The sequence below is a fragment of the Nonomuraea ferruginea genome (assembly GCF_039540635.1).
In the GTDB taxonomy this organism is placed as follows: Bacteria; Actinomycetota; Actinomycetes; order Streptosporangiales; family Streptosporangiaceae; genus Nonomuraea; species Nonomuraea ferruginea.
In genome coordinates, this window is record NZ_BAABFD010000007.1 from 116496 (window position 1) to 128643 (window position 12148).

The following is a 12148-nucleotide window of genomic DNA, read 5'->3' on the forward strand; positions in this document are numbered from 1 at the left end:
GACGGCGGTCAGGCGGAGGAGGAGGAGCGCACGATCAGCCGGGGCTCGACGACCACGCGGTGAGCCGGTCGGTGCGGGTCCCGGTCGGCCAGGCGGGCCGCCAGCAGCGCGAACGCCGCACGCCCGATGGCCGCCTTCGGCGGACGCACCGCCGACAGCGGCGGGTCGCACAGCTCGGCCACCTCGTCGTCGTACGTGACCACCCCCAGGTCTCCTGGCACCCGCAGGCCGCGTTCCTGGCAGCGCTCGACCAGGCCGATCGCCTCCGGATCCGGATGGACGAGCAGCGCCGTGGTGCCCGTGGCGAGGCAGGCGTCGAGGATTTGGTCCAGGGCCGCCGTCCAGCCGGGATCACGCCGGTCGACCACGGTCAGGTCGGGGGCGCCCTCCAGGCCGAGCTCCTCGCTCGCCTGCCGCCACCCGCGCCGCACGTGCGGCGCGGTCGGGCTCTGCTCGGTGGTGATGACGCCGATCCGGCGGTGCCCCAGCGCGGCCAGGTGGCGCACGGCCATCGCGGCCCCGAGCGCGTGGTCGCTGACGACGGACTCCATGGCCTCCTGGTAGGGACCGATGGTGGCGGCGCGTTCGACGAGCACGACCGGGACGGGCGCCTGGCGCAGCCACCGCACCAGCTCCTCGCCGTCGTCGCCGGTGGTCGTGGGCGCGACGAGCAGCCCGTCCACGCCCACGAACTCCACCAGCCACGACAGCTGCCGCCGCTCGTCGGCCGCCTGGTAGGAGGCGCCGCGCAGGACGATCCTGGCCCCGGCCGCCGCCGCGGCCTGCCGGACGCCGCGGATCACGTCGGGCCAGTAGTAGTCGAGCGACGGCACGACCATCCCGATCGTGAGCCGCCGCGCCTCGCCGCCGTTCTCCTCGGGGACGGGCTGCGGCGGCGCGGCCCCTTCCGGCTCGCCGACGAGCGCGCCGCCGTGCAGCACGGCCCCGCCGCGCACCCGCCGGATCACCCCCTGGGAGGCGAGCAGCGCGATGTCGCGGCGGATGGTGATGGCGGAGACGTCCAGCTCCTCGGCCAGGTCGGTGACGCGCACCACGCCGCGCTGCCGCAGCAGCTCGACCACCTGGGCGCGGCGCTCGTCCGGCAGCGGCGCCGGCGAACCGGTCCCGGTCATCCCCGCACCCCCACCCGCACCAGGACCGACCCTTCGGCGGTGCCGGGCAGGGCCAGCTCCAGCCGGGTCAGCCGGTCGCCCCACACCGCGGTGAGCATCGGGTCGTCCAGCTCGCGCACGGTCAGCGAACCGGCCGCCCGCTCCGGGTCCCACGTGAGGACCGCGGCCCGCCCGCCGCCGGGCGGCCGCACCTCCACCTCCCCGGGCCCGTCCTGCCGCACCTCGCCGGCCAGCAGGAACCGCAGCGCGCTCGGCTCCCCGTCGCCGGTGAAGCGCCAGGCGTCCTCGATCGTCACCTCGCCGGACGAGCGGTCGAGCAGCGCCGTCCGCCACCACCGCTCCAGCCCGCCGACCGGGTAGGCGGCCGCGAGGTCCAGCCGTACCCGGAAGAGGCCGGGCTCGTCGGCCACCTCGACGTCCCTGGCTCGGTAGGACGCGCCCGCACGCTGCGGCGTGCCGCGGACCTCGGGCACGTTGTGCCAGTCACCGCGCATCGTCCAGATCGCGTAGCGGTCGGGCCCGAACGTCCGCGCCGTGTACGTGGGCCGCCCCGCGTCGACCACGGCCGGCACCCCGTCGACGGCCACGATCACGGAACCGACGTCGTTGTGGTTGTGGTTCTCCGCGTTGTGCCCGCCCTTGACCACGAGCGCGAGCCCCCGGTCGGTGCCGCCGGCCGCGCGCGCGACGCCCACCTGAGTGCCCGGCAGCCACGCGGAGGCGACCAGCGGCGGCCCGGCGGCCTCGGCCGCCAGCCACGCCGGGTCGCCCAGCGCGGTCATGACCCGCCCCAGCTCGGCGGCGGGGGAGACGGCGGCGGCGCGCTGGGCGGCCGCGTGGCGGACGCCGTCGGGATCGCCGACCCGCCGCGCCCACCGGTGGAGCACGTCCCAGGGCTGGCCGGCGGGCGGCCGCGCGCGGGCGTCGGCGACGTTCACGTACCACCCGCCGCCCAGATGCATCAGGTACGGGAAGCGCACGGTCGCGCGGACCACCGGCGCCCCGGCCGCGTCCAGCACCCCCGAGGTGGCGTGCGCCAGCACGTCGAGCGCCTCCAGCGCGCGGCAGGCGCCGTTCCACCAGTATTCGTAGCCCTCGTCCACCGACCCGTCGGGAGGCAGCGCCGCCAGATAGCGGTCGACGCCCTCGACGGCCAGCGCGACCTGCAGCGCCCGCTCCTCGCCCGGCTCGGCCAGGCGCAGCGCGGCGACCAGCACGTTGCCGCAGATCCACGGGCACCAGTTGTGCACGTGACCGTCGAGCCCGAGCCAGTGCCAGTCGCGCCGCCGGGTGAACGGCTCCAGCACCCGCGCCCGCACCTCGGCGCGCACCCGCTCGCGCACGCCGGGGAAGCGCTCGTCCAGCCGCTCGCCGATCGCCTGGTCGGCCCAGGCGAGCTGGGCGGCCACGTCGCCGGCGCCGAGGTCGAGGCAGGGGACGGCCGGGTCCGGCAGCACGGCGCCGCGCGGCCGGCAGGACTCCTCGTGCGCCGGCCAGCACCACGAGCTCTGCTCGCACAGCAGCACGATCCCGTCGGCGGCCTCGGCCAGCCACCCGTCGTCGCCGGTGGCCGCCGCCATGAGCACGGCCCGGGTCAGCCGGTCCTGGCGGTCGAACACGTTGCGCTCGTAGACCGTGCGGTCGCCGTCCTGGAAGTAGCGCGCGTACTGCGAGGCGAGCGGCTGCGGCCACGGCGAGCCGCGCTCGGCCTCCGCCCGCTCGCGCACCGGCTCCAGCGCCCGCCGCGCCGGCTCGCCCGCCAGGTCGGGGGCGGGCAGCGCGCGGCCGGGATCCAGCAGGACGCGGGCCAGCGCGCCCGGAGAGGCGGCCGCTCCCCAGAGGTTGAGCAGTGGGCCGGGACGGGCGGTCTCCGCGGCCCGGAGGGGCGGGCCGGTCGCCGTGTTCGTCATAGTCCCTCCTCGGGAGCCACCTCATAGTACCGATCGAACCTGATCGAAGATGATTCACCCGCGAACCTCCATGGAGCAAGTGATCGAACCCTTACACTCCTCTGGATCATGAAAAGAAAACTGTGGGTCGCCGTGGCGGCGCTCGTCCTCGTAGCCGCGTGGGGCTGCTACGAGCTGGTCAACGCACGCACGTTCCAGCTCGCGGGGAAGCTGGTCGACCGGGTGGAGACGGCGGAGAAGGTCGTCGCGCTCACCTTCGACGACGGTCCCGACGAGCACACGCGGGAGATCATCGACGTGCTCGCGAAGGAGCGGGTGCGTGCCACGTTCTTCGTCGTCGGGTCGGAGCTGCGCGCCCGCCCCGGGCACGCGGCCGCGCTGGTGCGGGCCGGCCACCAGCTCGGCAACCACACGTTCACGCACCGCAGGATGGTGTTCGTGTCCGGCTCGACCGTGGCCGAAGAGGTGGAGCCGACCGACGCGCTCATCCGCGCCGCCGGGCAGCGCGGCGACATCCCGTTCCGGCCGCCCACCGGCAAGAAGCTGCTCGCGCTCCCTCTCTACCTGGCCGAACGGGAGCGGGTCACGGTGATGTGGGACGTCGAGCCCGACTCGGGCCGCACCCCCACCGCGGAGCGGATCGTGGCCGAGGTCCGCGAGCAGGTGCGGCCGGGCTCGATCGTGCTGCTCCATCCCTGGTACGAGAGCGGCGCCCGGACCCGGGAGGCCATCGGCGGCGTCGTCTCGGGGCTGCGGGCCGACGGGTACCGGTTCGTGACCGTGGCCGAACTGCTCCGCCAGGAGTGAAAGCCGGAACCGAGGGGAAGAGGGGAGCCTTCGCGGACGGGAGGCCGGATGGGGACGAGCGCCGAGCGGCGGGTGGAACGGGTGGCCAGGGAGGCTCTCGGGCTGGACGAGCTGCGGCCCGGCCAGCCCGAGGCGATGGCGGCGCTGGCGGAGGGCCGCGACACGCTCGTGGTCATGCCGACGGGAGGCGGCAAGTCGGCCGTCTACCAGGTCCCCGCGCTGCTGCTGGACGGGCCGACGCTGGTGGTGTCGCCGCTGATCGCGCTCCAGCGCGACCAGGTGGAGGCGCTGCGCGAGCGTGACGAGCAGGCGGTCAGGCTGGACGCCGGCACCTCGAAGGGCGAGCGTGAGTCGTCGTTCGAGTCGCTGCGCGCGGGCGAGACCGAGTTCCTGTTCTGCGCGCCCGAGCAGCTCGCCAGGCCCGACGTGGTGCGCGAGCTGGCCGCGGCGAAGCCGTCCCTGCTGGTGGTGGACGAGGCCCACTGCGTCTCGGCCTGGGGCCACGACTTCCGGCCCGACTACCTGCGGCTGGGCGCCGTCGCCGACGCTCTCGGCCGGCCGGTCGTGGCCGCGCTGACCGCGACGGCCGCGCCCCCGGTGCGGGCCGAGATCGTCGAACGGCTCCGCATGCGCGACCCGCTGGAGGTGGTGTGCGGCTTCGACCGCCCCAACATCAGCCTGGAGGTACGGGGGACCACCGGCGACGGCGAGGACGTGGCCGAGGCCGTCGAGGCGCTGGCCAAGCCAGGACTCGTCTACACCGCCACCCGCAAGCGGGCCGCCGAGCTGGCCGGACGGCTGGGCGAGCGGGGCGTGCGGGCGGCCGCCTACCACGCCGGGATGCGGCGGGCCGACCGCGACGCCGTCCAGGAGGCGTTCATGGCCGGGGAGCTCGACGTGGTGGTGGCCACCAACGCGTTCGGCATGGGCATCGACAAGCCGGACGTCCGGTTCGTGGTGCACGCCCAGGTGCCCGGCTCGCTCGACTCGTACTACCAGGAGATCGGCAGGGCTGGCAGGGACGGCGAGCCCGCCGCGGCGGTGCTGTTCTACCGGGCGGAGGATCTGGGGATGCAGCGGTTCTTCACCGGCGGGCTGCCGGACGAGGACGCGCTGGCCGCGGTCGCCCGCGCCCTCGGCGAGGAGGGCGGGCGGACCGACCGCAAGCACCTGCGCGAACGGCTCGGCATCACCGCCCGCCGCGTCACGTCGCTGCTGAACCTGCTGGAGAAGGCGGGCGCGGTCCGGCTCGGCACCCGCTCCGTCGCCGCCGCCGAGGACGCGCCCGCCCCGGAGGAGGCGGCACGGGCCGCCCGCGAGGTCGCCGAGCGGCACCGGGAGGTGGAGCGCACCCGGCTGGAGATGATGCGCCGCTACGCCGAGACCCGCGACTGCCGCCGCGGCTTCCTGCTCGGCTACTTCGGCGAGCGGCTGCCCGGCCCGTGCGGCGCCTGCGACACCTGCCTGGCCGGCACCGCGTCCCACCCGGAGCCGGCCGGCGACGTCCGGTTCCCGATGCACGCCCGCGTCGAGCACGTCGAGTGGGGGCCGGGCGAGGTCATCCGCCGTGAGGAGGACCGGCTGACCGTGCTGTTCCACGAGGGCGGCTACCGCGAGCTGCTGCTGTCGGCCGTCACAGAGGAGGGCCTGCTGCGCGAGGCCGGGTGACCGGGCATCCCGCCCGGTCGTGCACCATGGAGACGTGACCGTAGCAGAAGGCACCGCGCTCGGCCGGCTGGCCGGGCTGGTGGAGTGCGGCGGGGTGGTGGTGCTCAGCGGGGCGGGCCTGTCCACCGAGTCGGGCATCCCCGACTACCGCGGCCCGACCGGCCGGTCCCGCAACGCCCAGCCGATGACCTACCAGCGCTTCGTCGGCAGCGAGCAGGCGCGCCGCCGCTACTGGGCGCGCAGCCACGTCGGCTGGCGGCAGATCGGCGCCGCGCTCCCCAACGCCGGGCACCGGGCGGTCGCCGCGCTGGAGCGGCGCGGCCTCCTGTCAGGCATCGTCACCCAGAACGTCGACGGGCTCCACCAGGCGGCCGGGGCGCGGCAGGTGATCGAGCTGCACGGAGGCCTGGACCGGGTGGTCTGCCTGTCCTGCCGCGAGCGCACCCCTCGGGCCGAGCTCGACCTGCGGCTGCGCGCCGCCAACCCCGGCTGGGCGGCCGACGCGGGGCAGATCAACCCCGACGGCGACGCGGTGCTCACCGACGAACAGGTCGAGGGCTTCCGGCTGGTCGGCTGCCGCTCGTGCGACGGCGTGCTCAAGCCCGACGTGGTGTTCTTCGGCGAGAACGTGCCGCGCCCGCGCGTCGAGCGGTGCTTCGAGCTCGTCGGGTCGGCGCGGGCGCTACTCGTGCTCGGCTCGTCGCTGGCCATCCGCTCCGGCCTGCGCTTCGTGGACCGGGCCGCCGCGCTCGGCCTGCCCATCGCGATCGTCAACCAGGGGGCCACGGGCGGCGACCACCACGCCACCCTCACCGTCGACGCCCCGCTCGGCGCCACCCTCACCGCTCTCACCGCGACCACTGCGCCGCTGCGGGCACAATAGGGTCATGCCCGCCACCTGCCACTGCGGCCTGCCCGCCGCCTACGCCGACTGCTGCGGCCGGTTCCACCGAGGCGAGGCCGCCGCCGCGACGGCCGAGCAGCTGATGCGTTCGCGGTTCGCCGCGTTCAGCGTCCGCGACTCCGCCTACCTGATGCGCACCTGGCACCCGGCGAGCCGCCCGCCCGGCATCGACCTGGAGCGGAAGACGCGCTGGGTGCGGCTGGAGATCCTGGAGAGCACCGGCGGCAGCGTCGTCCACACCGAGGGCACGGTCCGTTTCCGCGCCCACTACGTCCACCGCGGCAAGCCGGGCGAGATGGAGGAGCACAGCCGGTTCGTCCGCCACGAAGGCCGCTGGGTCTACTCCGGCGCTCTCTAGGAGGCCCGCCCCCGCCGCCCCGTCCGGTCCCGCCGGGTGAGCGCGGGCACCAGCCCCTGCGGCAGGAACAGCACGACCCCGATCAGCACCAGCGCGTACACCGCGTACGACAGCACGCTCGGCGCGTAGGTCGGCATCCCCGGCAGCGCGGCCAGCCGGTCGAGCCCCTGCACGAGCAGGGTGATCGCGCTCGCCCCCGCCAGCGCGCCCCACACCGTGCCCAGCCCGCCCACGACCGCCATGACGATGTACTGGATCGAGATCAGCACCGGGAACGACCCCGGCGCCACGTACCCGGTGTAGAAGCAGTAGATGCCGCCCGCCAGCCCCGCGAACGCGGCCGACAGCGCGAACACGACCAGCTTGTAGCGGCCCACCGGGATGCCGGAGGAGGCGGCGGCCGTCTCGCTGGTGGCCAGCGCGCGCAGCGCCCGTCCGGGCCGCGAGGCGATGACGTGGTGCGTGACCAGCATGACCAGCCCCAGCGCCGCCCACGTCAGCCAGGCGTACGCGGCCGCGCTGTCCATCTCCCACGACCCGATGCCGAACTGCGGGATGCCCTGCAGCCCGATGTCGCCTCCGGTGAACTCCAGCTGCCCCGCCAGCGACAGCAGGATGAGCTGCACCGCCAGCGTCGCGAACGCCAGATGGTGGCCGCGCAGCCGCAGCAGCGGCATCCCGATCAGCACCGCGAAGACGGCCGCCATCAGCGGCGCGGCCACCAGCCCCAGCAGCGGCGGGAACCCGTTCAGCGCCAGCAGAGCCGCCGTGTACGCGCCGACGCCGTAGAACGCGCCCTGCCCGAGCGAGACCTGCCCGGCGAACCCCATCAGCAGCGACACCCCGACGGTCACGATGGCCGCCAGCCCGAGCAGCACGTAGACGGCCAGCGCGCTGTCGTCGAGCACCAGCGGCAACCCCAGCGCGACGGCCACAACCAGAGCCGCGGCGGCGATCCTCTTCACACCGCCTCCTCATGGATGGCCGACCGGCGGCTCGCCTGCACGATCATGACCACGAGCATGAGCCCGAGCGCCACCTCCAGCTGGTGGGAGCCGTACCCGTACCCGGCGGCCATCGTCTCGGCCACCCCCAGCAGCAGCGCCCCGCCGAGCGCGACGACCGGGCGGGTGAGCGCGCCGAACACGGCCGCGGCGAACGCGTTCACGATCAGCGTCACGTCCGTGTCGAACGAGATCGGCCGCAGCGGCGTGATCAGCACCCCGGCGAGCCCGCCGAGCAGCCCGCCGAGGGCGAACGCCAGCAGCCCCATCCGCCGGGTGTCGATGCCGACCACGCGGGCCGCGTACGGGTTGGAGGCGCACGCGGTCAGCGCCTTGCCCAGGTAGGTGCGCCCGAAGAAGAGCGCGAGCAGCACGAACGTGGCGGCGGTGACGGCGATGACGAGCAGGTGCTGCGTCTGGATCCGGGCCCCGGCGATCGTCACCGACCCGGCCAGCCCCGGAGCCGAGCGCGGCTGGTCGCCCCAGAGCACGATCTCGACTGCGTACGCGAGCACCCCGACCCCGAGCGTGATGATCAGCGACGACAGCGGCGTGGTGCCCGGCCGGCCGATCGCGGCCAGCCCGGTCAGCAGCCCGGCCACGCCGGCCAGCAGGACCGCCGCCGCCTCGCTCACCCCGTGCGGCACCCCGAGCCCGAGCAGCGAGGACGTGCACAGCCCCGCGACCACGGCGAACGTGCCCTGCGCGAAGTTGACCACCCCGGTCACCCGGTGGATGGCGACCAGCCCGCTGGCGATGAGCGCGATCGCGCACCCCACGGCCAGCCCGTTCAGCAGGTACGTCAGGAACGCGCTCATGTGATCGCCCCGCCCAGGTAGGCGCTGGCCACCCGCGGGTCGTCCGCCAGCTCCGCGCACGCCCCCTCCGCACGCACCTGCCCCGATTCGAGCACGTACGCGCGCGAGCACAGCTCGAATGCCAGCCGCGCGTTCTGCTCGATGAGCAGCACCGCCAGCCCTTGCTCCCGGTTGAGCGTGGCCAGGTGGGCGGCCAGGTCGGCGGTGATGTTCGGGGCCAGGCCGAGCGACAGCTCGTCCACCACGAGCACCTGCGGCCGGGACATCAGCGCCCGCCCGACGGCCACCATCTGCTGCTCGCCGCCGGACAGCACGCCCGCCCGCCGCCCGGCCAGCTCGGCCAGGCGCGGCAGCAGCTCGTAGACGGGGGCCGGGTCGCGCTGCCCGGAACGCCAGCCGCCCAGCGCCAGGTTGTCGGCGACCGACATATCTGGAAAAAGCTGGCGGCCCTCCGGCACCAGCGCCAGCCTGCCCTCCACCCGCACCGTGCCAGAAACCGTGCCCGACGCCGGAGCCAGCAGCCCGGCCAGCGTGTTGGCCAGCGTCGACTTGCCCGCCCCGTTCGGGCCGAGCAGCGCCACCATCTCGCCCTTGCCCACCGCGAGCGTGACGTGGTCGAGCGCGATGGCCGTGCCGTACGAGACCACCAGGTCGGTGACGTCGATCATGAGGCCTGTCCGAGGTAGGCGGCGAGCACGAGCGGGTCCTCGCGGATCTCGGCCGGCGGGCCGTCGGCGATGACCCGCCCCAGGTCGAGCACCACGACGCGGTCGGCCAGCCGGGTCACGAACCCCACGTCGTGCTCGATGAGCAGGATCGTCAGCCCGTCCGCGCGCAGCTCCTCCACCAGCGCGGCCAGCCGCTCCCGCTCGTGCCCGCGCAGCCCGGAGGCGGGCTCGTCGAGCAGCAGCAGCCGGGGCCGCGCGCACAGCGCGCGGGCCAGCTGCAGCGCCCGCTGCTGGCCGATCGGCAGCCGGTCGGCCGGCCGTCCCGCCCACTCGGCCAGCCCCACCCGCGCCAGCGCCGCGTCCGCCTCGCGGCCGATCTCCCGCTCGTCGCGCCGGTGGCGGGGCAGCCGCAGCGCCGCCGACACGAACCCCGACCGGGTACGGCCGTGCATGCCGACCATGACGTTCTCCCGGACCGTCATGCCGCGGAACACCCGCGCGCCCTGGAAGACGATCGACATGCCGAGCCGGGCCCGCCGGTGCGGCGCCAGCCGGTCCACCCGGTGCCCGAGGAAGGCGATCTCCCCGTGGTCGGCCGCCAGATGGCCGGTGACGAGGTTGAACAGCGTCGACTTGCCCGCCCCGTTCGGCCCGATGATGGCGCACAGCTCGCCCTCGGCCACGGCGAGCGAGACGTCCCGCACGGCGTAGACGCCGCCGAAGGAGCGCGACACCCCGGTGACCGCCAGCACCCGCTACCCCAGCCCGGCGACAGTCTTGGTCAGCTGCTCCCGCGCCCACTCGGTCGGCACGAACGCGCCGTCCCGCACGGTGTTGACCGAGATGTACTCGGGCGTCAGGCCGGAGTGGTCGGTGGGGGAGTAGCGGAAGCGGCCGTTCGGGGTGATCAGGTCCATCGTCTCCAGCGCCTGCTGGACCTTCTCCTTGTCGGTGCCGCCCGCCTTCCTGATCGCCTCGAACAGCAGCAGGCTCGCGCTGTAGCCGTCCTGCGCGAACTGCGGCGGCGGGTAGCCGTGCTTCTCCTGGTAGGGCTTCGCCATCTGCTCGATGACCTGCTTCTGCTTGCCGTCCGGCAGGTGCTCGCCCACCACGCCGATCGCGCTCTGCACCGTCATGCCCTCGGCGGCCTCGCCCATCGGCTCCAGCCACAGCTTGCTGGCCTGCGACGCGGTCAGGAACAGCGGCGTCTTCAGCCCGGACGCCGCGTACTGCTTGGCCGCGGTCACGCCCGGCGCGCCCGAGCCCCAGAACACCAGCGCCTCCGCCTCCGAGTCGCGCACGTGCTGGAACACCGGGCTGAAGTCGGCGGTGGTGGTCTCGTATGGCTCGTCCACCGCGATCGTGACCCCGTACTTCGGCGCCAGCGCGACCATGGACTCGTGCCCGGAGACCGAGTAGGCGCTCTTGGAGTCCCAGGCCACCGCGATCGTCTTGATGCCCTCCGCCTGGATGTACTGCAGGTAGCGCTCGGCGTACATGCTCGACAGCGCGGGCGTGACGAAGATGTACGACTTGATCGGCTCGACCTGCTCGACGGCCGGGGCCAGTGACAGGTAGGGCATCTTCTCGCGCTGCGCGAGCGGCTCGATGGCCAGCGCCGAGTTGGAGAACACCGGGCCGATGAGCGCGTCGATCTCGCCCTTGATCTGGTTGTAGGCCACGATGCCCTGGTCCGGCGCGGTCTTGTCGTCCCGCACGACCAGCTCGACCTGCCGCCCGAGCAGCCCGCCCTGCGCGTTGACCTGCTCGACGGCCAGCTCGACCGCCTTCTTGTCCTCGCTGCCGAGCGGCGTGTAGTTGCCGGTGAGCGAGACGATGAGGCCGACCCGGATCGGGTCCTGGGCGCCGGAGCCGCCGCCACCGCCGCCGTTGCCGCCGCACGCGGCGAGCGCCACGGCGAGACTTGCCAGGAACGGTAGAAGCTTGCGCATCAGGACCTCCTGGTGGGAGTGGCCCGAATGTAGGCAGGTACATTACGGCTGTCAAGACAATGCCTAACATTGCGGCGGAGCGGGCTGTGGTGGAACGGGACGGCGGCGTGCGGCCGCAATCGGTGATCCTGACCTTTCTCGGCGATCACGTGTACGGCCGACGCTCCTGCGTGTTCTCCGGCAGCTTCATCGAGGCGTTCGGCCGGGTCGGCATCTCCGAGGAGGCCACCCGGTCCACCCTCACCCGGATGGTCCGGCGCGGCCTGCTGCGCCGCCAGCGCGCGGGGCGGCGCATGTACTTCGGGCTCACCCCGACCAGCGCCGAGGTGCTCAAGGACGGCGAGCGGCGGATCTGGCACACCGGCGTGGTCAACGACGCCGCAGGCGACCGGTGGACGCTGGTCGGCTTCTCGCTGCCGGAGTCGTGGCAGCGGCAGCGGCACGAACTGCGTTCGCGGCTGATCTGGGCCGGGTTCGGCCCGTTGCAGAACGGGCTGTGGATCGCTCCAGGCGAGGTCGACGCCCCCGGTTTGATCGACGACCTGGGCGGCGTGAAGGTGTTCTCCGCCGAGCCCCGGCATCCCACCGACATGCAGGCGCTGGTGGCCGACGCCTACGACCTGGCGGGGCTGGGCCGGCGCTACGAGGGGTTCCTGCGCCGCTGGGACCGGCCCGACCCGGTGCCGGCCGCGCCCGACGACCTGGCCCGCTCGCTGCTGCTGCTCACCGAGTGGCTGCAGATCATCAGGACCGACCCCCGGCTGCCGCTGCGCCACCTGCCGCCCGACTGGCCCGCCGAGAAGGCCCAGCGGCTCTGCCACGCGCTGCACCAGCGGTTCAAGCCGGAGGCGGCGGCGATCGCCGACGAGCTCCTCGACACCGTTCCCGATCTATGTTGGGCAGAACCGTGACAGCCGTTGCATAGT

At 74.3% G+C, this 12148-nt stretch carries 12 protein-coding genes; 5 read left to right on the top strand and 7 right to left on the bottom strand.

The window, feature by feature from the left end; translation table 11 throughout:
- Window positions 1–8: 8 nt before the first annotated feature.
- Together ABD999_RS15350 and ABD999_RS15355 are read right to left on the bottom strand one after the other, a co-directional pair.
- Window positions 9–1133, bottom strand: a complete 1125-nt coding sequence (locus ABD999_RS15350; protein WP_271276950.1) for a substrate-binding domain-containing protein — start codon at window positions 1131–1133, stop codon at window positions 9–11.
- Window positions 1130–3043 (bottom strand): heparinase II/III family protein, encoded by a 1914-nt coding sequence (locus ABD999_RS15355; protein ID WP_345482758.1) that lies wholly within the window; start codon window positions 3041–3043, stop codon window positions 1130–1132. The genes ABD999_RS15350 and ABD999_RS15355 overlap by 4 nt, the downstream gene beginning before the upstream one ends.
- Before the next feature lie 108 nt (window positions 3044–3151).
- Between ABD999_RS15355 and ABD999_RS15360 the strand changes: the two genes are divergently transcribed.
- Genes ABD999_RS15360 through ABD999_RS15375 form a run of 4 tightly spaced genes read left to right on the top strand, consistent with a single transcriptional unit; the run spans window position 3152 to window position 6780 of the window.
- Window positions 3152–3850, top strand: coding sequence for a polysaccharide deacetylase family protein (locus ABD999_RS15360; RefSeq protein ID WP_271277909.1), 699 nt, complete (start codon window positions 3152–3154; stop codon window positions 3848–3850).
- 48 nt (window positions 3851–3898) lie between these two features.
- Complete coding sequence (locus ABD999_RS15365; RefSeq protein WP_271277908.1) at window positions 3899–5518, top strand: RecQ family ATP-dependent DNA helicase; 1620 nt, start codon at window positions 3899–3901, stop codon at window positions 5516–5518.
- A 34-nt stretch (window positions 5519–5552) separates the two neighbouring features.
- Window positions 5553–6401, top strand: coding sequence for an NAD-dependent protein deacetylase (locus ABD999_RS15370; protein ID WP_271277907.1), 849 nt, complete (start codon window positions 5553–5555; stop codon window positions 6399–6401).
- A gap of 4 nt (window positions 6402–6405) precedes the next feature.
- A complete protein-coding gene (locus ABD999_RS15375; RefSeq protein WP_271277906.1) occupies window positions 6406–6780 on the top strand; it encodes a YchJ family protein in 375 nt (124 codons plus the stop codon).
- Here the strand turns inward: ABD999_RS15375 and ABD999_RS15380 are convergent.
- From ABD999_RS15380 to ABD999_RS15400, 5 genes are read right to left on the bottom strand one after another with little or no spacing between them, the layout of a single operon-like run.
- Window positions 6777–7745 carry a branched-chain amino acid ABC transporter permease gene (locus ABD999_RS15380; protein WP_271277905.1) on the bottom strand — a complete coding sequence of 323 codons (969 nt, stop codon included), beginning with the start codon at window positions 7743–7745 and terminating at the stop codon, window positions 6777–6779. The genes ABD999_RS15375 and ABD999_RS15380 overlap by 4 nt on opposite strands.
- Window positions 7742–8602 (bottom strand): branched-chain amino acid ABC transporter permease, encoded by an 861-nt coding sequence (locus ABD999_RS15385; RefSeq protein WP_148033291.1) that lies wholly within the window; start codon window positions 8600–8602, stop codon window positions 7742–7744. Before ABD999_RS15385 ends, ABD999_RS15380 begins: the two co-directional genes overlap by 4 nt.
- Complete coding sequence (locus ABD999_RS15390; RefSeq protein WP_271277904.1) at window positions 8599–9270, bottom strand: ABC transporter ATP-binding protein; 672 nt, start codon at window positions 9268–9270, stop codon at window positions 8599–8601. The genes ABD999_RS15385 and ABD999_RS15390 overlap by 4 nt, the downstream gene beginning before the upstream one ends.
- Window positions 9267–10022: an ABC transporter ATP-binding protein gene (locus ABD999_RS15395; protein WP_148033289.1), complete on the bottom strand. Its 756-nt coding sequence runs from the start codon at window positions 10020–10022 to the stop codon at window positions 9267–9269. The genes ABD999_RS15390 and ABD999_RS15395 overlap by 4 nt, the downstream gene beginning before the upstream one ends.
- Before the next feature lie 3 nt (window positions 10023–10025).
- Window positions 10026–11222 carry an ABC transporter substrate-binding protein gene (locus ABD999_RS15400; protein ID WP_148033288.1) on the bottom strand — a complete coding sequence of 399 codons (1197 nt, stop codon included), beginning with the start codon at window positions 11220–11222 and terminating at the stop codon, window positions 10026–10028.
- A gap of 86 nt (window positions 11223–11308) precedes the next feature.
- On the opposite strand from ABD999_RS15400, the gene ABD999_RS15405 reads away from it, so the two are divergent.
- Window positions 11309–12133: a PaaX family transcriptional regulator gene (locus ABD999_RS15405; protein ID WP_271277903.1), complete on the top strand. Its 825-nt coding sequence runs from the start codon at window positions 11309–11311 to the stop codon at window positions 12131–12133.
- The last annotated feature ends 15 nt before the right edge of the window (window positions 12134–12148 follow it).